Here is a 21,875-nt window from a genome sequence, read left to right on the forward strand (position 1 = left end):
TCAGCGACGACGACGCGCCCGGCGGACCCCTGCCCCGATCGTCGCGCCGATATCACGCACGACGCTGAAAATGCCCAATGCGAGCACTCCTCGGCCGAGCGAGATCGTGAGCTTGTCGACGACGTGAGTCTCTTTGCCGCCGTGTAGACAGAGCGACAGGAACTCGGCCGTGTTGGAGCCCAGCAGCGAGAGCGACTGACCCTCGAGGGCCAGCGCGCGACGGGCCGTGAGGAGCCTGTCCCGCGGCTGGAGCTCCGGGTCCTGCGGTACGCCGATTTGGTCGAGCGGTGCGAAGTCCGCGAGCGGGACGACCACGACCTTACGGCTGAGGCGCGACGGATAGGCGACCTGATAGGTTCCTGCGACCTCACTGACGATCACGCCGAAGGACTCGACCCCTATGGCATTCTTGTGACAAACGACGATACCGGGCTCGAGGCGCCGGGTGGCACGCAGATCCGAGGGGAAGTTTCATGCGCATGAGAATCGCCGATCCCCGACTCGGTTCAAGCGAGATCGGCGATGGGCCGCGAAACACCGTGCTGCGACGCGATTCGACCGAGCCGAGGTTGCAACCCGGGCTCAATACCCGAGCCGCTCGAGCACCTTCTCCGTCACCTTCGGAATTCCCCGCGCGGCCGTTCGCCCGGCGCGATCCACATGCGGCCGGGGCCGTCCTCATACCCCGACATATGCGACACATCCACGACTGCCGCCTCGCCGCGGCACGGCCACAGCATCCACACGCGGTGGGTGAACACGTGCTTCACTGGTTCGGTGAGCGCCTCGACCGACTTCACCTTCACCCCGGTGACCTCTGCGATCGCTCGCGGCGGCGCTCCGGCGCGGTCGGTGATCTTGCGTTCGATGAGCGGCAGGCACCACATCCCGGCCAGGAGCCCGTCGTTCGCGCGTTGCTCGAGCAGGACCCGGCCGTTGCGGCGGACCGCCACTGCCCACAGGTCGTCGCGGGGGGACGGCGCGCGCTGCTTCGGCTTTGGGATCGTCGTCTGCAGCCCCTTCGCCAGCGCCTGGCACTCGCTGCGGACCGGGCAGCCCTCGCAGCGCGGCCCCAGCGGCGTGCACACCGTCGCGCCCAGCTCCATCAGCGCCTGCGCCAGCACCCGCGGCGGCCCTGCTTGCACGATCTGCTGCGCCATCGTCCAGTGGCCGGGCGCGCCCGCCTCTTGCAGCTTCGGGTCCTCGATCGCCTGCAACCGCGACAGCACCCGGGCCACGTTGCCGTCGACCAGCGCGGTCGGCCGGTCGAACGCGATCGAGGCGATGGCCCCGGCGGTGTAGCGACCGACGCCCGGAATCTGGCGCAGCAGCTCCGGGTCGTCGGGCACCTTGCCGCCGTGCGACGCGGCCACGTGGCGGGCCCCCGCGTGCAGCAGGCGAGCGCGGCGGTAGTAGCCGAGCCCGCTCCACGCCGCGAGCACCTCCGACTCGTCGGCCGCCGCCAGAGTGCCGATGTCCGGGAAGCGCTCCAGGAATTTCCCGTAGTACTGCTCCACCGTGTCGACCCGCGTCTGCTGCAGCATGATTTCGCTGACCCAGATGGCGTACGGGTCGCGGGTCCGCCGCCACGCCAGGTCGCGCTGGTGCTGGAGGAACCAGGGTTCGAGGAGCTTGGCGAGGCGATGCGCGAGATCGAGCACGGCGCTCCTATAGCATGTCCGGGCCGGAAATAAGCCCCCATCGTCGGCACGTTGACGCCTGGGTCGCCCGCGCGCGGCTCCGCCGCTGCCGGGTCTTTTTGTGTCCTTTTACCGGCGAACCAGTACACTCGCCGGCCAGCGTTTCCCCGCATGTTCCGCAAGAGCGACACACACATCCACTTCGTCGGCATCGGCGGGATCGGGATGAGCGGGATCGCCGAGATCCTGCTGGACCTCGGCTACCGCGTCACCGGCACCGATTTGGCCGAGAGCGAGACCACCCGGCGGCTGAGCGAGCGGGGCGCGGCGGTCCACCGCGGTCACGACGAGGCCCACCTGGGGGACGCCGATGTCGTCGTCATCTCCTCGGCGGTGCGGTCCGACAACCCCGAGGTCGTCGCGGCCCGGGCGCGCAAGATTCCGGTGATTCCGCGGGCCGAGATGCTGGCCGAGCTGATGCGGCTCAAGCAGGGCGTCGTCATCGCCGGCTCGCACGGCAAGACCACCACCACCAGCCTCGTCGCCACCGCCTTGCACGCGGCCGGCCTGGACCCGACCGTCGTCATCGGCGGCAAGCTCAACGCGCTCGGCAGCAACGCCAAGAACGGGCGCGGCAACCTGCTGGTCGCCGAGGCCGACGAGAGCGACGGCAGCTTCCTCATGCTCACGCCCACGGTCGCCGTCGTCACCAACATCGACGACGAGCACATGGACCACTACGGCAGCATGGAGCGGCTGCAGGACGCCTTCGTCGGGTTCGCCAACCGCGTCCCGTTCTACGGCCTGTGCGTCGTCTGCCTCGACGACCCCAACGCCGCCGCCATCCTGCCGCGGCTGCACAAGCGCTACGTCACCTACGGCTTCTCGCCCGAGGCCGACTACCGCGCGGTCGACGTCGTGCACGACGGCCCCACGACCCACTTCCGCGTGGTCGGCCAGGGCCGCGACCTCGGCCCGTTCTCCCTGCACATGCCGGGCGTGCACAACGTCCTCAACGCGCTCGCCACCATCGCCGTGTGCGAGTTCCACGAGCTGCAGATGGCGGCCGTCGCCAACGCGCTGGCCGGCTTCGACGGCGTGCAGCGGCGCTTCACCGTGCGCGGCACCGCCGGCGGCGTCATGGTCGTCGACGACTACGGCCACCACCCGACCGAGGTGCGGGCCACCCTCGCCGGCGCGCGCACCAGCTACCCCGAGCGCCGGCTCGTCGCCGTGTTCCAGGCCCACCGCTACACCCGCGTGCGCGCCCACCTCGACGGCTTCGCCGCCAGCCTCGACGCCGCCGACCTCGTCGTCCTCACCGACATCTACGCCGCCGGCGAGCCGCCGCTGCCGGGCGCCACCGTCGAGGCCCTCGCGGCCGCCGTGCGCGCGCCGGCCCGACCGCCCGGTCGTCCTCCACAAGCCGGTCGCCGGCCTCTCCGAGTACCTGGCCCGAGAGTCATGTCCCGGAGACCTCATCATCACCCTCGGCGCCGGCAGCGTCACCCACGTCAGCCGCGAGCTCGCCGCCCACCTCGAGGCCCCGCGTCACGCCGGCGGCGAGCCCACCGCGGCGTGACCGCCATGAGCCTCACCCGCGGGCAGCGGCTGCTGGCCGAGCTCGGCGACCTCGACCTCCCGCCGGGCGCGCTCGAGCTGCGGCTCGACGAGCCGATGGCGCGCCACACCACCCTGCGGCTCGGCGGCCCGGCTGACCTTTGGGCCAGGCCGGCCGATCCCCGCGCCCTGCAGCGGCTGCTGGCCGCCTGTCACACAAAGTCGATCGCCGTCAGCTTCGTCGGCGGCGGCTCCAACCTGCTCGTGCGCGACGCCGGCATCCGCGGCGTCGTCATCAACCTCGCGCGCATGAACCGCGTCGAGCGCCCGGACCCCGCCGACCCCGCGCGCGTCGAAGTCGAGGCCGGCGCGACCACCGGCCGCCTGCTGCAGCACGTCACCACCTGGGAGCTCGGCGGCCTCGAGTTCCTCGGCGGCGTGCCCGGCAGCGTCGGCGGCGGCCTCATCATGAACGCCGGCACCTACCTCGGCGAGTTCACCAAGGTCGTCACCCGCGTCCACAGCCTGCACCGCGACGGCCGCGCGCGCACCCGCGAGCACGCCGAGTGCGGCTTCCGCTACCGCGGCTCCGACCTGCCGCCCGACGAGATCGTCGTCGGCGCCGAGCTGCGCTGCTGGCCGCGCCCGCGCGCGGAGATCGAGCTCGACGTCGCCGGCCTGCGCGAGCGTCGGCGCCAGCGCGAGCCGAGCGGCGTGGCCAACAACGGCAGCACCTTCAAGAACCCGCCGGGCGACTTCGCGGGCCGCATCATCGAGTCGGTCGGCCTCAAGGGCACCCGGGTCGGCGCCGCGGTCGTCAGCCCGGTGCACGCCAACTGGCTGGTCGTCGAGCGCCCCGGCCCGGGCGTGCCCGAGGCGCGCGCCGCCGACCTCCTGGCCCTGATCGACCTCGTGCGCGAGCGCGTGCGGACCGAGACCGGCACCCAGCTCGAGCTCGAGGTCAAGATCGCCGGCGAGGCGGTATAACTCCGGCCCATGAGTCACCACCCGACCAACTTCCAGGGCTCCGTCACCGACGCGATCCGCGAGGCCATCCTCGCCAAGATGGCCGCCGACGACGTCCAGGTCTCGGGCGGCGGCGGCCACTACACGATCGTCGTCGTCTCCTCCGAGTTCGCCGGCAAGTCCATGGTCGCCCAGCAACGCCTCGTCTACGGCGCCATCGCCCACCTCATGGCCGGCGACATGGCCCCCGTCCACGCCGTCGACAGCCTGCGCACCATCATCCCCTGAGCCCGCTCAGCCCAGGCGCTCCAGCAGGCCGTCGTACACGTCCGCCAGCGCCAAGCGGCACGGCGGCGCGGCCAGCTCGACCACCGCCGCGGCCCCGGCCTCCCGCCGGTAATGCCAGCCCTGCGCCGCCCGCACGAACACCTCGACCGACAGCGCGTCCTGGTTCACGAGCAGGTACGCCTGCAGGCTGGCGAGCTGCTGGTACAGCGCCCACTTGCGCCCGCGATCGAAGCTCTCCGTCGACGGCGACAGCACCTCCACGATCAGCGCCGCCCGCTCGACGAAGGGGCGCTCGAGCTGCTGTGGATCGCAGCTCACCACCACGTCGGGGTAGAGCACGTCGGCGCCGACGCGCACCTTCATGCCCTCGTGGAACGTGAAGCAGCCGCGCGGCCGCAGCTGCTGGCGCAGCGTCGCGGCGAGGTTGACGCCGATGTGCGCGTGGAACGTCGAGCCGCCGGCCATGGCGAACGCCTCGCCGTCGACGAGCTCGTACCGCTGCGCCTGCGTCTGCTCCCACGCGAGGAACTCCTCGAGGCTCATGCCACACCTCGTACCAATTCACGCGCGCGGCCACCAGCGCGCCCGCCGGCGCCGGCCTCGCGTCTGCGGCGAGCGGCCCCAGGCGGACGTCCGGCGATGCTCGCCAACGCGGCCGGCGGGCCGCGGACCCTCGCCCTCGTGATTGACAGCGGGGGCCCTCGGGCCAGCCTTGGCGGGTGGAAGCGTCGTCCATGCTTCAGCCCGGCGCACGCGTCCCGGAGTTCGCGCTCAAGACCACGCCCGACCACACGCTCGCCCTCTCCGACTTCCGCGGCAAGCCGGTCGTGCTCGCCTTCTACCAGGCCGACTGGAGCCCCGTGTGCACCGAGCAGATGGCCGTCTACAGCCTGGTCATCGACGAGTTCCGGGCCCACGGCGCCCAGCTGCTCGGCATCGCCTGCGACGGCGCCTGGTGTCACCTCGCCTTCGCTCGCCACTACGAGCTGAGCTTCCCGCTGCTCGCCGACTTCGAGCCCAAGGGCGGCGTGGCGCGCCGTTACGGCTGCTACGACGAGGCCGAGGGCATGAGCGGCCGGGCCCTGTTCGTCGTCGACTGCGACGGACGGATCGCCTGGAGCTACCTCTCTCGAAGGGCATCAACCCGGGCGCCGCCGGCATCCTCGCCGCGCTCGAGCGCCTCGGAGAATTGTCGTCGCGGCCGCGGCCGCAGGAAGGAGACCGATCATGAGCACCCTCAAGCCGCCGCTCGGCCCGCGCGACCACCTGCGCGGCGAGCTCTCGCGCCCGATCCACCTCGTCGAATTCGGCGACTTCGAGTGCCCCCTGTGCGGCCAGGCGCAGATCGTCGTCCAGGCGCTCGCGCGCGCCCTCGGCGATCAGCTCTGCTTCGGCTTCCGCAACTTCCCCGTCGTCGGCGCCCACCCGAACGCCCAGATCGCCGCCGAGGCCGCCGAGGCCGCCGGCGCCCAGGGCAAGTACTGGGAGATGCACGACCTCCTGTTCGACGACCAGCACGCGCTCGAGGTCCCGCACCTCGGGCGTTACGCCGAGCAGCTCGGCCTCGACATGCACCGCTTCGTCGCCGACCTGCAGGCCCACCGCTTCCTCGAGAAGATCCGCGGCGACCTGCACAGCGGGGCCATCAGCGGCGTCGTCGGCACCCCGACCTTCTTCATCAACGGCATCCGCCACGAGGGCCCGTTCGACTTCGACTCCTTGCTCGCGGCCATGACCCTCGCCGCGCGCTTCCCCCGGGCGGGCTGACGCATGGTCCGCCTGACCGTCAACGGCGAGCACCACGAGCTCGAGCTCGACCCCCGCACCACCTTGCTCGACGCCCTGCGCGACCACCTCGGCCTCACCGGCGCCAAGAAGGGCTGCGACCACGGCCAGTGCGGCGCCTGCACCGTCCACGTCGACGGCCGGCGCGTCCTGTCCTGCCTCGCCCTCGCGGTGGCCCAGCGGGGCCGCGAGATCGTGACCATCGAGGGCCTCGCCCTCGGCGCTCACCTGCACCCGATGCAGCTCGCCTTCATCGAGTGCGACGCCCTGCAGTGCGGCTTCTGTACGCCGGGGCAGATCATGTCCGCGGTCGCCCTGCTGGCCGAGGTCGACCACCGCCGCGAGCTCACCGACGTCGCCATCCGCGAGCGCATGAGCGGCAACCTGTGCCGCTGCGGCGCCTACCCCAACATCGTCGCGGCGATCCGTCGGGTGCGCACATGAGGCCGTTCGCCTACGTCGAGGGCGTCACCGTCGCCGACGCGGCGGCCGCCGTGCACGCCGCCCCGACGGCGATGTTCCTCGCCGGCGGCACCACCGTCGTCGACCTCATGAAGTCAGGCGTGCTCGCGCCCGCCGCCCTCGTCGACGTCCACCGCCTGCCGCTCGACGACATCGAGCTCGACGATCGCCGGGCGCGGATCGGCGCCTGCGTGCGCAACGCCCAGCTGGCCGAGCACCCCGACATCCGCGCCCGCTGGCCGGTCGTCGGCGAGGCGCTCCTGTCCGGCATGTCGCCGCAATTGCGCAACATGTCGACCGTCGCCGGCAACGTCCTCCAGCGCACGCGCTGCCCCTATTATCGCGACCCGCACAGCGCCTGCAACAAGCGCGAGCCCGGCACCGGCTGCGCCGCCCGGACCGGCTGGGACCGCGACGCCGCGGTCCTCGGCCAAAGCCCGCACTGCATCGCGGTGTTCCCCTCCGACCTCGCCACCGCCCTGGCGATCCTCGATACCATTATTTACACCCGCCGCGGCGACGGCGGCGCCCGCCGCCTGCCGTTCGACGGGTTTCACCGCCTGCCCGGACGCTCCCCCGAGCGCGAGACGGTCCTCGATCACGGCGAGCTCGTCACCCACTTCGAGCTGCCCGACCTCGCCCTCTCGCGCCGCTCGCATTACCTCAAGGTGCGCGACCGGGCCAGCTACGAGTTCGCCCTCGCCTCCGCCGCGGTCGCCCTCGACGTCGAGCGCGGCCTCGTCCGCGACGCCCGGATCGCCCTCGGCGGCGTCGCCACCCGCCCGTGGCGCTGCCTTGCCGCCGAGCAGGCGCTGCGCGGCAGACCGGCCGAACCCGCGACCTTCCGCGCCGCCGCCGACCTCGCGCTCGCGGGCGCGGTGGCCGGCGCCCACAACGGCTTCAAAATCGAGCTCGCCCGCCACGTCGTCGCCCGCGCCCTGACCGAGCTGGCGGCCCGCCCCGGGTGACGACATTCGCAGGAGTCCTCGCAATGTCGACCACGAGCCCCCGGATCGGCGGACCCGCCGAACGCATCGACGCCCGCATCAAGGTCACCGGCCAGGCCCGCTACGCCGCCGACGTCGCGCTCCCCGGCCTCGCCCACGCCGCCCTCGTGGGCAGCCCCGTCGCCTGCGGCCGCATCCTCGCCATCGACACCGCGCGCGCCGAGCAGGCCGGCGGCGTGCTCCTGATCCTCACGCACCACAATCGCGGCCCGCTCGGCGACCTCCCCGACGGCGACGCCACCGGCCTCACCGCCGACCCGCGCCCGCCGCTCGCCGACGATCGCATTCACTACCGCGGCCAGCTCGTCGCCATGGTCGTCGCCGAATCAGCGGAGCAGGCCGCCCACGCCGCCTCGCAGGTCGAGGTTTTTTACGAGAAGGCCCCGTTCGTGGTCGACATCGACGACGGCGAGGGCACCCGCCTGGCCGACGCGCCGCGCCGCGGCGACTGTGACGCGGCCCTGCGCGCCGGCCCGGTGACGCTCGACGTCCTCTATTCGACGCCGATCCAGCACCCCTGCCCGCTCGAGCCGCACGCCACGGTGGCGCACTGGGTCGACCACGACCTCGTCGTCTACGACTCCACGCAATGGGTCGGCGGCGACCAGGCGGTGCTCGCCCAGGCCTTCGGCCTGCCGCGCGAGCGCGTCCGCGTCCTCGCGCCGTTCGTCGGCGGCAGCTTCGGCGCCAAGGTCTTCACGGCCGCCCACACCCTGCTGGCCGCGGTCGCCGCGCGCCGCCTGGGGCGCCCGGTCAAGGTCGTCCTGCGGCGCGCCGAGGTGCTCACCGCGGTGGGCCCGCGCGCCGCCACGCGCCAGCGGATCCAGCTCGCCGCCGCGCCCGACGGCCGGCTCCTCGCGCTGCGCCACCACACCCGCAGCCACTGCGCCGTCGATCACGGCGTCGCCGACCGCGACCCCTTCTACGAGCCGACCAGCGACGTCACGCGCAGGCTCTACGCCTGCCCCAATACGAGGCCGTCCACGACGTCGTCCCGCTGCACCTCGCCAAGCCCGGGTGGATGCGCGCCCCCGGCGAGGCCACCGGCCTGTGGGCGCTCGAGGGCGCCCTCGACGAGCTCGCCTGCTCGTTGCACCTCGACCCGCTGGCGCTGCGCCTGCGCAATCACAGCAGTTGCGACGCCCACACCGGCAAGCCGTACGCCAGCGAGCACCTGCGCGAATGCTATGAGCGCGGCGCCGAGCGATTCGGCTGGGCGCGCCGCGACCCGCGGCCCCGCAGCATGCGCGACGGCGACGCCTGGCTCGGCTGGGGCGTGGCCACGGCCGCCCACCCTGCCAATCGCGACCCCGCCGGCGTGTGCGTGCGCCTCGACCGCGAGCACGGCCGCGTCCACGCCACGGTCTCGACCGCCGGCGTCGACCTCGGCACCGGCATGTACACCATGCTCGCCGTCGTCGTCGCCGACGCCCTCGACCTGCCGATCGAGTGGGTCACGGTCGAGCTCGGCGACACCCGGCTGCCGCAGTGCCCGATGACCGGCGGTTCGAACCTCACCGCCAGCGCCGCCCCGGCCGCCCGGGCCGCGTGCGTCCAGCTGCGCCGGCGACTGCTCGCATTCCGCCGCGCCCCCGACGAATCGGTCGACTGGCACGAATTGCTGGTCCGCGCGGGCCTGGGGCACGTCGAGGCGGTCGGCACCACCGACGCGCGGCACGCCGGCGAGGCGCACGCCCATCACTCGTTCGGGGCCCAGTTCGTCGAGGTCCGCGTCGTCCCCGAGCTCGGCCGGATCCGCGTCACCCGCGTCGTCGGCGTCTTCGACGTCGGCCAGGTCGTCGACGCCACCACAACCCGCAACCAGCTGATCGGCGGGATCGTGTTCGGCGTCGGCCAGGCCCTGCTCGAGCAGCTCGTCCACGACTCCGTGCACGGCCTGCCCGTCCACGCCGACCTCGCCGGCTACCTGCTGCCCACCCACGTCGACGTGCCCGAGATCGACGTCGAATGGTTGGCCGACGTCCCCGACCTCGCCTTCAATTCGATCGGCTGCCGCGGGGTCGGCGAGATCGGCATCACCGGGGTCGCCCCCGCGATCGCCAGCGCCGTCCACCACGCGATCGGCGTCCGCCTGCGCGACCTCCCCCTCACCCCCGACCGCCTGCTCGCCGCGCTCGCCGCCGAGGCCGACGAGCGGCATGGCCGCCGCGGATGACATGTCCCTTCAGACATGTTTACACTGCGCGCCGCTCCTGAGATGTCCCCGGGGACAGCCTCGAAAATTCCGGGCGAATCACGCCTGACGCGTCGCCGCGAGCTCGACGCCGAGGCCGCGCAGCGCGTGGCGCAGGCCGCTCGCCAGGTCGGCCAGCGTCGGCGCCCGGACCGACACCCGCGCGCGCTCATCGACTGCGCCACGGCCGGCTGGATCCCCACCAGGATCGGCGTTGCCCCGAGCAGCTCGATCGCCTGCGTCGCGCGGGCCAGCAGCTGCACCGCCTCGTCGGTGTCGAGGCTGGGCACGCCCGACAGATCGATCAACGCATAGGTCGCCGCGTGATGGGCCACCGCCGCCAGCAGCGCCTCGGTGATCTGCTGCGCGCGCTCGGCCCCGAGCTCGCCGAGCAGCGGCAGCACCACCACCCCCGGGTACAGCGGCAGCACGCGCAGCGACAGCCGCACCAGCGCCTCGGACTGGGCGCGCACCACCGCCTCGCGGGCCTCGAGGTACGTGTCGGCCAGCATCGCCGCGCCGGCGTAGGCGATCTTCGCCCGCGCCTGCTCCCAGCCGAGGCGGAGCTCGAGGTCGTCGGGCCATAGCGCCGCGAAGTCGTCGGAGACCGCCTGAAACCCGAGGTTCAGGCCCGTGACGACGTCCATCACCGCGACCCCGCTCTGCGAGCGGACGATCGCTATCTCTCGCATGCGCTGCAGCAGCGTGTGCGGCTCCCCGCGCGCGACGTCGGCGGCCGCGGCCTCGAACGCGCGGGCCAGCGTGGCCGACAGCTGCGCGTCGGTGAGGCCCTCGTAGAACGGCAGCTTGGCGGCCCGGATCCGGGCCGCGGACTCCGCCACGTTGTCGTTCATCCGGGCCCGGAACGCGTCCACCAGCCGCTGCATCGGTCGCGATGCTGCATCAATCACCCGCGCAAGTAAACGCGTCCGCACCAGCGCCGACACCTCCGCCGGCGCCCGCCCCGCACGCGCAGACGCGGCTGTGCGCCCCCGCCACGTGTCCCCGCCCGGCTCCATGACCGCGGCATGGAGATCCTGTCCGAAGGGTCATGCGCTCCATGACGAACCCGTGGACGACTACTCTTTGGCGGTCACGACGCCCAGCGCGTCGAGTTTGACCAGGATCGCTGCGGCCAACTGCTCGAACGCCTTCGTCGCGCGAGCGACCGTCTGATACTGTGATCCGACGACACCGTCGGCATGGGCCAGCTCGAACAACGGTTTGTGGGCAGCCTGCGCCAGTGGCACCAGGCTGGCGAAGTGACGGAGAAATCCGAGGCAATGCGGGTCGTCCTGGACCGAATCCAGCGCCAGAGCCTGCCCCTGCAGCACGTCCGCGGCGAAGGACGCCGGTATCTGCTCCAACCACCTTTGATACGCGCGCACCGGCTCGTCGGCGACGGCGAGGTGCTGCTGGACGATGTAGCCGAGCGGCTGCATCGCGTGTTGCGGCAGCAGCGGCGGCGATTCTTTGCGTAGCGACGCGCTGCGCAAGATCTTCAGCCGCGCGTCGTCCCATTCGTCTCGCCACTCTCGGAGCGCCTCGCCGACGTTCTGTAGGCCACGCAGGCTGGACAGATCGGGCGCGAGCGGGACCACGACCCCGTCCGAGGCGAGGAGGACGGTGCGGTTGAGGGCTCCCAAACTCGGACCGGCATCGAAGAGCACCAGCTCTGCTTCGACCTGGTTGGCGAACCGGACCGCGAGGCGGTCGAGCGCCGTGACGACATGGAGCGCCGCCTCCGCATCCTCGGCCAGGATCTGGGGCCACTCGCGCGCCAACCGCGACTCGAAACGACTCAGGCGCAAGTCGCCGGGAAGCAAGTAGAGATCGTCGGCGAGCTCGTAAGCGACAGGCTCGACGAGGTCGCCTCTGCCGGCGCGCACCTGCTCCAGACAGCTGGCGACGGTTCGTCCGAGCTCGGCGTCGTCCCAGATCGCCTCCAGGACCTGATTCGGCAGCGCGAGCGCCGACAGGTTGCATTGCGGATCGAGATCGATCAACGCGACCCGCCGACCCAACCTGGCGAACATGTGCGCGAGGTTGAAGGTCAAGGTCGTCTTGCCGACCCCGCCCTTGTTGTTGAACAGGACCAGGCTCTTCGGCCCGCGCGCGACGCGAGGCCGCTTCATCCGCGGCGCCTCCGCACCGTCACGGTCGTGAAGCCGTTCGTCTCGATCTCGAGCGGAGGATGGCCCTCACGGGCGAGCAACGCCTCTGCGCGACGCACTCCGCGGCCCGCGCGCTCGACATAGCCCTCCTCGAGCAGCAACTGCGTGACCTTCGGGTTGCGGTACTCCGAGTGCTCACCGAACTTGCCGAGCGCTGCCTGTCCGTACGGCGCGCCGGGGTTGGACAGCTCGATGCGATCGTCGAACCAGGCCACTCGGCTGGGCGCGCGTGTCGCCGCGTAGTCCCGGTGTTGGACCATGTTGCGGATCAACTCCTTGAGCACCGGCGCCGGGAACATCGCGGTCAGCGAGGTCTGGATGCCGCGCTCTTCGCCGGCGACGTCGAGGTTCAGCGCGTCGAGGACCGTCCACGCCTGCTTCAGTTGCTCGATGAGGGGCCCGGTGATCGTCTGGCGCACGCTGATCGGCGCGTCGTAGTCGTCACCGGCGTAGCGCACCATGTCGATATAGGCCCCGGAGTAGAAGCTCTGCGGGCTGAGGCCGTACACCAGCACGGCGGCGTTGTTCGGCGTCCACGTGCCGTTGACGGGCCGGCCGAGCTCTCGCTGGGTCAGCCAGCGCTCGAACGGGAGGAACGTGTCGGGGTCGCCGTCGAGCTCGCGGGCGGCGCGGTACTTCGCCGACAGCAGCGGGACGTCGAGGTCGTCGGCGACCGCGCCCTCGCAAGGCCGGACGTCGAACGGCTGGTGATGGATCGGCCGGCGCTCCTCGAGCCGGCGCAGCTGCGCGTCGTTGGCCCGCTGCGTCACCGTCCCGACCCGCACGTAGGGCGTGCCGTTGACCTTCACCACCGGCGGCACGGCGTACGGCTGCACGCGCAACACGAACACCAGCTGGTCCTCGCGCTCGAGCGTCTCGATCTGCACCACCGGGTGCGGGATGATCTTCGTCGAGCTGATGAGGCTCACCAGCCGCTGCTGGATCTCGTCGGCGTTGCTGGTGGCTCGCGGGTACTTGCCGCACGGCCTGCCGGTCCGCGCGTGCACGCCGAGGACCACGTAGCCCTCGCGCTTGCTGTCGGCGAGGTCGTTGGCGAAGGCGCACACGGCGTCGAGCACGTCCTTGGCCTCGGCAGACTCTTTCCACTCGACGTGGGCGGTCTCCTCGCGGAACAGGGCCTCGACGTCCTCGGGCGTCATGCGCCTCGAACTTACACGCAGGCGCCATCTCCGGCAACGGCGGCGCCCGTTCGCCTTCGCCTGCGCCGTGTTCGCCCACTCGCTCGCGCGGCCCGCCAGGCCCGCGGAGAACGATGCTACCCTCGCGCGAGCGATGCCTGCACGCGGCCGACCGCAGCTCATCGAGGCCGACGACGCCCCCGCGCCGGCGCTGCTCGAGGACCTCGCGCTCGGTCATCGCGCCGCGCAGGCGGGCGCGGACGACCTGTTCGACAACCGGCTGATCCGCGGCGACAACCTCGCCGTCTTGCGCGCGCTCGGGCCGGAGTTCGCCGGGCGGGTGCAATGCGTGTACATCGACCCGCCGTACAACACCGGCCAGGTGTTCGCGCACTACGACGACGGCCTCGAGCACGAGCGCTGGCTCGCGCTGATGCGGCAGCGCCTGCTCCTCCTCCACCCGTTGCTCACCGACTCGGGCACCCTGTTCGTCCACATCGACGACAACGAGCTGGCTTACCTGATCACCGTCGCCGACGAGGTGTTCGGGCGGGCCAACCGGATCGCCGTCATCACCTTCAAACAGAGCTCCGTCTCGGGGCCCAAGGCCGTCAACGCCGGGTTCGTCAGCACCGCCAGCTTCATCGTCGTCTACGCCCGCCGGCGCGCCGCCTGGCGGCCCGGGCGGGTCCACGCCGCGACCGCCCGCGACGCTCGCTACACCCGGTGGATCGACAACATCGACGACCCGCCCGAGCGCTGGCGGCTGGTCCCGCTGCGCCAGGCCTTCGCGCGGGCCTGCGGCCTCGACCCCAGGAGCCTGCGGGGCGGCGCCCGCGAGGCCGAGCTCGAGGCCTTCGTGCTCGACGCGCCGCACCGGGTCGTCCGCACCGCGCGGATCGCCGCCCGCGACGTCGGCGAGCCCGCGCGCCAGGTCCTGGCCCGCTCGGCCGCCGAGCCCGGGGTCGTCCTGCGCGCCGAGCGACCTGGCCGCGAGGACATGTACTTCCTCGGCGGCGAGCAGCTGATCTTCTATTCCGCCAAGGTGCGCGAGGTCGACGGCCGGCGGGTCACCGCCCAGGCGCTGTCGACGATCTGGGACGACCTCCTGCCCAACAACCTGCACAAGGAGGGCGGGGTCGAGTTCTCGCACGGCAAAAAGCCCGAGCTGCTGCTCAAGCGCTGCCTCGACGTCGCCACCGCCCCCGGCGACCTCGTGCTCGACTGCTTCGCCGGCTCCGGCACCACCGCCGCCGTCGCCCACAAGATGCGGCGCCGCTGGCTCGCCGTCGAGCTCGGCCCCCACGCCGAGACCCATTGCCTGCCGCGCCTGCGCGCCGTCGTCGACGGCGCCGACAGGAGCGGCGCGACCGCGGCCACCGGCTGGCGCGGCGGCGGCGGCTTCCGCTTCTTCCGCCTCGCCGGCCCGCCTGCTCCGAGCGCGGGCTGAAATTTCCCGAAGGGCCCCGCGCCGAGCGAGCGGCTGCACCTGTCGCTGCCGGGCCCGAGCGCGGCCGGGCGCCGGAGGACCGCCGGCGGACAGCGCGATCATGGAAGTCACACCGGAATGGCGACGGCTACCCGGGGCCGCTCGAGTTGAGCGGTCCAGCCCGCCGCTCGACCGACCCGCGAGCCCGTCGAGCATGCCCCTCGGGACATGCCCCTACAAGCATGCCCCTTCGAGCATGCCCCTTCGGGCATGCCCTTCAGGTCAGACGAGCCACATCGCCTCGACGCGCTGGGCGACGATGCGGCGGACCTTCAAGAACCGCGGGTCGGAGCGGACGGAGGCCAGGGCCGGGCACAGGTCGAGCCACTCGAGGTCGATGAGGCGGGCCTCGCAGGCGCGCTCGATGAGCGCCAGGCAGTCGTCGTGGAAGCCGCGGATGCCCATGATCTCGGCGCTGACCTGGCAGGTCGACGTCAGCATGCGGGGGCTGGGCCCGCCGCGCATGAACTCCTCGAAGCCGGCCCACATCTGCTCGCGGGAGTAGTCGCCGAGCAGGCCGTGGGCCGAGAAGCTGACCGCGTTCTCGCGCTCGCCGTGGACCAGCGCGCGCGAGCGCTCGAGGCAGGTGCGGACGGTGTCGAGGTCGCCGAACCAGCCGGCCACGCGCACGCGGGTGATGAGGGCCTGGAACTGGAAGTGCGGCTGGTGCTCGAGCTTGTCGATGAACTCGTGGATCGCCGCCAGGTCGCGGCGGAGCGCGTGCACGCGGGCCACGTGGGCGTAGGCCTGCAGCAGGCTCGGCTCGAGCGCCGCGGCCAGGCGGGCGCGGCCGACCCCGTCCTCGATGTTGCCGGCCTCGCACTGCAGCTGCGACAGGTACTCGTGGGCGTGCGCGTAGGTCGGCGCCAGCTCGAGCGCCTTGACGAACGCCTTGACCGCGTCGCGCCACTCGCCGACCTGCACCTCGTACATGCCGCGGGCGAAGTGGGTCTCGGCCAGGTCGGGCGCCACCTCGAGCGCGCGGGTGACCGCCTGGCGCGACAGCGCCGCGAAGTCGCGCGGCGAGCCCACGCGGTCGGCGAAGAACCACGCGCGGGCGAGGGCGACCGCGTAGCTGGCGATCGCCGGGCGGAACATCGGCGCCGCCTGCAGCGCCTCCTCGAGCAGCTCGATCGCGCCGTCGGGGCCGACGATGTGGCTGCCGATGATCTTGCGGCGGGCCCGGCGGTACAGCGCGATCGCCTCGGGCGTGCCGGTGCGGCGGTGGGCGTAGGTCGTCAGCTCGACCCGCAGGCCCTCGGCGATCTTCTTGCTGACGATCTCCTGCGCGTCGAGCAGGTCCTCGGCGCGGGCCTCGAAGCGCTCGTTGTAGACCTGCAGCCCGGTCTGGACCTCGACCAGGCGCGCCTGCACGCGCAGCAGCGTCGGCGTCACCTGCAGCGTCGCGTCGACCACCATCGCCGCGCCGAGCTCCGTGCCGACCGCGCGCGGGTCGCGGGCGTCGCGGTAGCGGGCCGTCGCGCCGCTGCCGAGCACCCGCATCCCGCCGGTCTGCTGCAGCACGTCGATCACCGCGTCGGTCAGCGCCTCGCCGAGGTACGCCGTCGCCGGCGGGCCCTGGTAGCGCAGCGGCAGCACCGCGACCATCGGCGCCTGCAGCGTGCTGGTCGGCGTGGTCGCGCCGATGTGGTGGCGCTGGGTCGACAGCGTCGCCAGCGGCCCGGCGCCGCTCGAGATCGTCTCGCCGCTGCCGACCAGCCACCCGCGCAGGCGCTCGGCGATCGCCGCCGCGCTGGCCGGCCTTCGATCTGGCTCCTGGGACAGGCACTGCCGCACCAGCTCGGCCAGCGGCTCGGGCGCGTCCGGGCGCACCGCCAGCACGTCGAGCGGCGGCTCGTTCAGGCGGGCCACCGCCGCCGCGAACGCGGTGTCGCCGGCGAACGGCAGGCGGCCCGTCAACATCTCGAACAGCACCAGGCCGACGGCGTAGAGGTCGGTGCGGGCGTCGACCGGCGCGCCGGCGACCTGCTCCGGGGCCATGTAGACCGGCGTCCCCAGCAGGCCCTGGGTGTGCTGGCCGTCGAGCGGGCGGGCGATGCCGAAGTCGGTGAGGACCACCCGGCCCTCGGCCTCGAGCAGGATGTTGGCCGGCTTGAGGTCGCGGTGGACCACCCCCGCCGCGTGGGCGGCCGTCAGCGCCTCGCACACCGACAGGGCGATGCGGGCCGCGCGGGCCGGGGCCAGGCCGGCGGCGCCCGTGTCGTCGCGCAGCAGCTCTTGCAGCGTCGTGCCGTCGACGAACTCCATGATCAAGAACGGCACCCCGCCGTGCTCGCCCATGTCGTGGGTGCGGGCCACGTTGGGGTGGCTGATGCGGCGGGCCAGGCGGACCTCGCGGCGGAAGCCCTCGAGCAGCTTCGGCGTCACCGACTGGCCGAGCACCTTGAGCGCGACCACGTCGCCGACCAGCACGTCGACCGCGCGGTACACCGCCCCCATCCCGCCGCGCCCGGCGAGGGCCTCGATCCGGTAGCGATTGGCGTAGAGCTCCCCGCGCGGCGTCTCGTGCGGGGCCTCGTCGCCGCGCAGGGTCGGATCGACCTCGAAAAGCGGCCTGGACACGGACGCGAGCTTAGCAGGTGCCCCCCGCCCGCGCCGCGCGTCGCGGTACGCTCGCGGCCGCAGCGCACCTGGAGCTTCCGCACCTGCCCGCGCCGGCGAGCGCGTCGTCACCCCAGGAATGGACAGCGACTCGCGCCCGCACCCGTGCAGTCGTCCGGCCCGCGACCCCGGGTCGCTGCCCGTGAAACTTTTCCCGGCGGAGCAGCGGACTCATGCGACCCGACCTCGCGCCTGCGAGATCTCTGGCGAGCCCCGCGGCGGCCGCCCCCGCGTGCGCGTGCCCCTGCGCCGGCGACCTCCCGAGGCGGCGCGCTGCGAGCCCCCGGTCCGCCCGCGTCAAGGGCCTTTCAGACATGTCCCACGAGACATGTCCATGCGCGCCTCGGCGCGCCGCCCTCAGCGGACGAAGATCTGGCCCGGCTTGCCGTTGAGGTCGCCGCCGACGCACGTGTCGTAGCACGTGCGCCAGCCGCTGGCGGTCAGGCCGAAGCCGTTGCCGTCGACGTCGCGCATGTGGAACGAGTCGACGTTGCTGGTGAAGCCCATCCACGCCAGCATCGACGCCCCGTTCGGGCAGGCGCCCTGGATCGCCGTCGGCTCGCCGATGTAGTAGTGCGTGTTCTGGTGGACGTCGACGAAGTTGGCGACCACCGTGTGGCGGTAGATCGTGCCGGCGAACGCCTTGCTGCCGGCGTGGTTGCCGAACAGCACCTGCGTGAACGCGACGGCCTTGCCGGCGACGTCGAGCGCGTACGCGTTGCCGTCGTCGGCGAGCGAGCCCTGGGCCGCGCGCCAGCCGAAGCTGCCGCCGCCGTCGGTGTCGGCGCAGCCGGGCGCCGACGGGGTGTTGCGCGAGCGGCCGACCAGCGTCCAGCCGCCGCCGTCGATCGTCATCTCGCAGTACACGTCGAACGGCATGCGCGGCCCGTCGCCGTCGACGTCGATCTGGTAGACCCCGTTCGGCGTGCTCGGCAGGCCGCTCTTGAGCTGCTTGCAGTTCATCGGCAGGTTGCACGAGCCGTTGACGCAGGCCCCCGTCGAGCAGTCGGTGTCGGCCGCGCAGTTCTTGCCCTTGTTGCAGGTCTTGCACGACCCGCCGCAGTCGATGTCGGTCTCGTCGCCGCTCTGGATGCCGTCGCTGCAGCTCGAGTTCTTGCACTCGACCGTGCACGCGTCGAGGTTGCTGAGGTTGGCGTCGTCGCACTCCTCGACCCCGGCCTGCACCGCCCCGTCGCCGCACTCGGCGTTCAAGCAGGTGTTGAGGCAGGCGTCGCCGTCGACCTGGTTGCCGTCGTCGCACTCCTCGTTCGGCTGCAGCGCCCCGTCGCCGCAGGTGGCGCTCTTGCACATCGCCGTACACGCGTCGGCGTCGTCGTCGTTGCCGTCGTCGCACGCCTCGCCCGGCCCGACGATCCCGTCGCCGCACACTGCCAGCGCGCACGCGTTGGTGCAGTCGTCGCTGTCGGTCATGTTGCCGTCGTCGCACGCCTCGCCCGGCCCGACGATCCCGTCGCCGCAGCCGGCCGCCTCGCACGCGCTGGTGCAGTCGTCGCCGTCGTCCGGATTGCCGTCGTCGCACGCCTCGACCCCGGTCTGCACCAGCCCGTCGCCGCACACCGCCAGCCTGCAGCCCGCCGTGCACGCGCCGGCGTCGTCGTTGTCGCCGCCGGCGTCGCACTCCTCGTCGCCCTCGACCTTGCCGTCGCCGCACTCCGGCATCGGCGGCTCCGTCGCGCCGCCGCCCATGTCGTCGCCCGGACCGCCGGTGGTGGGCGCGCTCGTCGACACCTCCGTCGGCGAGGTCATCGTCGACGGCGAGGTCATCGTCGCGGTCGCCGACGACGTTCCGAACCCGGTCGACGGATCTTCGCCGCTGGCACAGGCACCCAAACACGACGCGGCGACCACGAGACACGGAGCGACGAAGCGGTTCACGGCGCAGGACGCTATCAGATGGGGCCTGAGACCCTCAAGGCGCGCGAATTCGCCGCTGCGCAGCCACCTGTGCATCTGCAGGCCCCGCCGCCCCGACGCGCGATCACGCCCGGCCGGCGGCCGCGTCGCCGCCGCGCCGGTGCCACCAATCGCGGCGCCACGGTCTGCGCATTCGCGACGGACGTCGCATGTCCCAAGAGACATCTCGGTCACGCTCCGCCGCGACAGCGCCATCACCCCGCGACATCGACGTCGTGGACACACGCACGGGCGACGACGTCGGGTCGCTGGCAGCCCCCGCGGTCGTCGTGCATCCTTCATCCATGGCTTGGTTTACGCGGCAAAACATGACGATCTGGGGCGCGACGGCCTGCCTGCTGGCATGCTGCGGGCCCGGAGCGCCGGGCGAGTCCAGCTCCGACTCGAGCGAGGGCACCGGGGGCAGCCCCGGCAGCGGCACCCTCGACCCCGACCCCACCACCTCGCTCCCACCCGCCACCTCGGCGACCTCCGGCGAGACCGGCGAGCCCGACGACACCGGCGCGACGGGCTTCGACACCGCCGACACCGAGCTCCCGCCCGACCCCGGCGTCCCGCTCGAGCAGTTCACCTGCGCCGGCGCCCGCTGGCGCTTCGTCGACCCGACGCCGAGCTTGCCGGGCGCCGCCGCCGTCGACTCGCGCGGGCACCTGCGCGTGACGAGCTCGTGGTCGATCCTCGACCTCGACGAGACCGGCCAGCTCGTCGGCCAGCTCGACGCTTCGCCGCCGTGGGGCTGGGGCGGCCTCGACGCGGGCGACAACGTGTACCTGTCGTTCCACGACGAGGCGAGCGGTCGCAAGGGGCTGCGCAAGTTCGCGGCGACCGGAGCGCCGCTGTGGGAGATCGATCGCGGCCCGGCGTCCGACCCGCAGGATTTCGCCGGCCGGGTGACGGTCGCGCCCGACGGCACGACGCTCGTCGGCGGCCGCCAGCACGACCGCGTCGAACGCTACGACGCCGCCGGCGCGACGGTGTGGGACAAGACGCTCGCCGACAAGCGCTTCGACGACCCGTTCGCCATGAACACCGCCGGGGTTGTGGTGGCGCTGCGCCACGGCGCCGAAGGTGCGGTCATCGCCCTCGCGCCCGACGCCTCCGTGCTGTGGGAGCACCCGTTCGCCACCGATCCGCGCGGCCACGCCGACATCGCCGAGAGCGGCGAGGTCGTGGCGGCGTCGTACAGCTGGCCGCCCCACATGATCCGCCTGGCCGCCGACGGCAGCGTGCAATGGGACAGGGTGATCGAGCTGCCGCAGCTGGCCCACGGCGCCGTCTCCGGGCTGGCGACCAACGAGGCCGGCGAGATCGTCCTGGCAGTCCCCGCGCTCCTGGGCGACACGAACGTGGCCGCCGCCGTCCGGCTCGACGCGAGCGGCGAGGTCGTCGCGGTCCACGCCTGCGACCCCACCAGCCTCGGCATGACCGTCTCCCTCGACGAGGCCGGCACGATCTACCTGACCGGGATCGTCTGGGCCGAAGACGGCGAACACCTGTTCGCGGTCGCGCTCGAGTGAGCGCCGCGAGCTCCATCGACATGTCCTCGGGGACATCTTCCTGATAGCACCCACATGTCCTATGGGACATTCATGACATTTCTTCGCCCCGCGCTCGCAGGCGCGGGACGAACCCAGGCCTGCGGGCGTTGCTTTCGACATGCCTCATAGGAAATGACCATTTGGCCATTTCAATGATTCACGCCAGAGCGCCGCGGAGGTGCTCGACGAACGCGCGCACGCGCGGCGTGCCGCGCAGCTCGACGCGGTAGAGCGCGGCCACCGACGCGCCTGCGGTCGTCCACTGCGGCAAGATCGCCCGCAGCTTGCCCGCGGCCAGCTCGGGGGCGACCAGCCAGTCGGGCAGCAGCGCCACGCCGAGGCCGGCGACGGCCGCGTCGCGCAGCACCGCCAGCACGTTGCAGGCCAGCACCTCGCGCACGGACACCGTCTCCTCGCGCGGCGGCCGGGAGAAGCGCCAGCGGGTCGCGGGCGCCCGGAGCCGTAGACCTGCACCAGCGCGTCGTGGCGGGCCAGCGCGGCCGGCTCCTTCGGCTCGCCGCGGCGGCGCAGGTAGCTCGGCGCCGCCACTGCCACGCGGGGCACCGTGCTCAGCGGCACTGCGATCAGCGCGTCGGAGGCCTGGGGCAGCAGCGTGGTCGCGCGGATCGCCACGTCGACCCCGTCGCCGACCAGGTCCGTCAGGCGGTCTTCGAGGCGCAGGTCGACGCGCAGGCGCGGGTGCGCGGCGAACAACGCCGGCAGCGTCGGCGCCACCCGCAGCCCGCCGAACGTCACCGACGCCGCCACCACCAGCCGGCCCTCGACCGCGTCGCTGCGGCGGGCCGCCGTCTGGGCCTCCTCGACCTCGCGCAAGATCTGGACGCAGCGCTCGTAGTACGCCCGACCCACCTCCGTCACCGTCAGGCGCCGCGTCGTCCGCAGCACCAGCGTCGCGCCGAGCTCCTCCTCGAGCGCGCGCAGCTGGCGGCTGATCGCCGGGGTCGACAGGCGCAGGCGGCGGGCCGCGGCCGACAGGCTGCCGCCCTCCACGATCCGCACGAACGTCGCCATCTGGCTCAGGAGGTCCATGCCGCGAGCTTTTCCGATTGTTGCGC

Annotated in this window: 16 protein-coding genes and 4 pseudogenes; 10 read left to right on the plus strand and 10 right to left on the minus strand. The window is 72.7% G+C overall.

All coding sequences use genetic code 11. From position 1 onward, the window contains the following. Both OV079_RS30050 and mutY read right to left on the minus strand, forming a co-directional pair. Window positions 1-381: a hypothetical protein gene (locus OV079_RS30050; RefSeq protein WP_267772410.1), complete on the minus strand. Its 381-nt coding sequence runs from the start codon at window positions 379-381 to the stop codon at window positions 1-3. 233 nt (window positions 382-614) lie between these two features. Continuing rightward, window positions 615-1,661: an A/G-specific adenine glycosylase gene (gene mutY, locus OV079_RS30055; RefSeq protein ID WP_267772412.1), complete on the minus strand. Its 1,047-nt coding sequence runs from the start codon at window positions 1,659-1,661 to the stop codon at window positions 615-617. Between the two features lie 150 nt (window positions 1,662-1,811). On the opposite strand from mutY, the pseudogene murC reads away from it, so the two are divergent. The 3 genes and pseudogenes from murC (at window position 1,812) to OV079_RS30070 (ending at window position 4,454) form a co-directional block, all read left to right on the plus strand. Further along, window positions 1,812-3,222: pseudogene (gene murC / locus OV079_RS58835) on the plus strand (UDP-N-acetylmuramate--L-alanine ligase). A gap of 5 nt (window positions 3,223-3,227) precedes the next feature. Then, entirely contained in the window at window positions 3,228-4,187 is a 960-nt protein-coding gene (murB, locus tag OV079_RS58840; protein ID WP_267778678.1) for a UDP-N-acetylmuramate dehydrogenase, read from the plus strand. A 9-nt stretch (window positions 4,188-4,196) separates the two neighbouring features. Then, the gene (locus OV079_RS30070) at window positions 4,197-4,454 is read left to right on the plus strand and encodes a BolA/IbaG family iron-sulfur metabolism protein (RefSeq protein WP_267772413.1); all 258 of its coding nucleotides are present in this window, start codon (window positions 4,197-4,199) and stop codon (window positions 4,452-4,454) included. A 6-nt stretch (window positions 4,455-4,460) separates the two neighbouring features. Here OV079_RS30070 and OV079_RS30075 read toward each other — a convergent pair whose 3' ends face one another. After that, window positions 4,461-4,997 carry a Uma2 family endonuclease gene (locus tag OV079_RS30075; protein WP_267772414.1) on the minus strand — a complete coding sequence of 179 codons (537 nt, stop codon included), beginning with the start codon at window positions 4,995-4,997 and terminating at the stop codon, window positions 4,461-4,463. A gap of 191 nt (window positions 4,998-5,188) precedes the next feature. On the opposite strand from OV079_RS30075, the pseudogene OV079_RS58845 reads away from it, so the two are divergent. The 5 genes and pseudogenes from OV079_RS58845 to OV079_RS30095 all read left to right on the plus strand — a co-directional run. Next, a pseudogene (locus tag OV079_RS58845) lies at window positions 5,189-5,569 on the plus strand (redoxin domain-containing protein); the annotation flags it as partial. A gap of 112 nt (window positions 5,570-5,681) precedes the next feature. Beyond that, complete coding sequence (locus OV079_RS30080; RefSeq protein WP_267772415.1) at window positions 5,682-6,221, plus strand: DsbA family protein; 540 nt, start codon at window positions 5,682-5,684, stop codon at window positions 6,219-6,221. Window positions 6,222-6,224: 3 nt separating this feature from the next. Continuing rightward, window positions 6,225-6,683, plus strand: coding sequence for a (2Fe-2S)-binding protein (locus OV079_RS30085; protein ID WP_267772416.1), 459 nt, complete (start codon window positions 6,225-6,227; stop codon window positions 6,681-6,683). Next, entirely contained in the window at window positions 6,680-7,669 is a 990-nt protein-coding gene (locus OV079_RS30090; protein WP_267772417.1) for an FAD binding domain-containing protein, read from the plus strand. The genes OV079_RS30085 and OV079_RS30090 overlap by 4 nt, the downstream gene beginning before the upstream one ends. 146 nt (window positions 7,670-7,815) lie before the next feature. Continuing rightward, window positions 7,816-9,602: pseudogene (locus tag OV079_RS30095) on the plus strand (xanthine dehydrogenase family protein molybdopterin-binding subunit); the annotation flags it as partial. Window positions 9,603-9,631: 29 nt separating this feature from the next. Here OV079_RS30095 and OV079_RS30100 read toward each other — a convergent pair. The 3 genes from OV079_RS30100 to OV079_RS30110 form a co-directional block, all read right to left on the minus strand. Continuing rightward, entirely contained in the window at window positions 9,632-10,789 is a 1,158-nt protein-coding gene (locus tag OV079_RS30100) for an STAS domain-containing protein (protein ID WP_267772418.1), read from the minus strand. A gap of 192 nt (window positions 10,790-10,981) precedes the next feature. Next, window positions 10,982-12,037, minus strand: coding sequence for a ParA family protein (locus tag OV079_RS30105; protein WP_267772419.1), 1,056 nt, complete (start codon window positions 12,035-12,037; stop codon window positions 10,982-10,984). Then, window positions 12,034-13,236 (minus strand): RNA-binding domain-containing protein, encoded by a 1,203-nt coding sequence (locus OV079_RS30110; RefSeq protein ID WP_267772421.1) that lies wholly within the window; start codon window positions 13,234-13,236, stop codon window positions 12,034-12,036. Before OV079_RS30110 ends, OV079_RS30105 begins: the two co-directional genes overlap by 4 nt. 133 nt (window positions 13,237-13,369) lie before the next feature. On the opposite strand from OV079_RS30110, the gene OV079_RS30115 reads away from it, so the two are divergent. After that, complete coding sequence (locus tag OV079_RS30115) at window positions 13,370-14,665, plus strand: site-specific DNA-methyltransferase (RefSeq protein ID WP_267772422.1); 1,296 nt, start codon at window positions 13,370-13,372, stop codon at window positions 14,663-14,665. 261 nt (window positions 14,666-14,926) lie between these two features. On the opposite strand, the gene OV079_RS30120 is transcribed toward OV079_RS30115, so the two are convergent. Further along, window positions 14,927-17,287, minus strand: coding sequence for a protein kinase domain-containing protein (locus tag OV079_RS30120; protein ID WP_267772424.1), 2,361 nt, complete (start codon window positions 17,285-17,287; stop codon window positions 14,927-14,929). A gap of 396 nt (window positions 17,288-17,683) precedes the next feature. Then, window positions 17,684-19,222 (minus strand): DUF4215 domain-containing protein, encoded by a 1,539-nt coding sequence (locus OV079_RS30125; protein WP_267772426.1) that lies wholly within the window; start codon window positions 19,220-19,222, stop codon window positions 17,684-17,686. A gap of 254 nt (window positions 19,223-19,476) precedes the next feature. Here OV079_RS30125 and OV079_RS30130 point away from each other — a divergent pair, with 254 nt between their 5' ends. Then, entirely contained in the window at window positions 19,477-20,778 is a 1,302-nt protein-coding gene (locus OV079_RS30130) for a PQQ-binding-like beta-propeller repeat protein (protein WP_267772427.1), read from the plus strand. A gap of 178 nt (window positions 20,779-20,956) precedes the next feature. Here OV079_RS30130 and OV079_RS58850 read toward each other — a convergent pair whose 3' ends face one another. Next, window positions 20,957-21,205, minus strand: coding sequence for a LysR substrate-binding domain-containing protein (locus OV079_RS58850; RefSeq protein ID WP_267778679.1), 249 nt, complete (start codon window positions 21,203-21,205; stop codon window positions 20,957-20,959). A 104-nt stretch (window positions 21,206-21,309) separates the two neighbouring features. Further along, a pseudogene (locus OV079_RS58855) lies at window positions 21,310-21,849 on the minus strand (LysR family transcriptional regulator); the annotation flags it as partial. Between the last annotated feature and the right edge of the window lie 26 nt (window positions 21,850-21,875).

It is taken from the genome of Nannocystis pusilla, assembly GCF_026626665.1.
GTDB lineage: Bacteria > Myxococcota_A > Polyangia > Nannocystales > Nannocystaceae > Nannocystis > Nannocystis pusilla.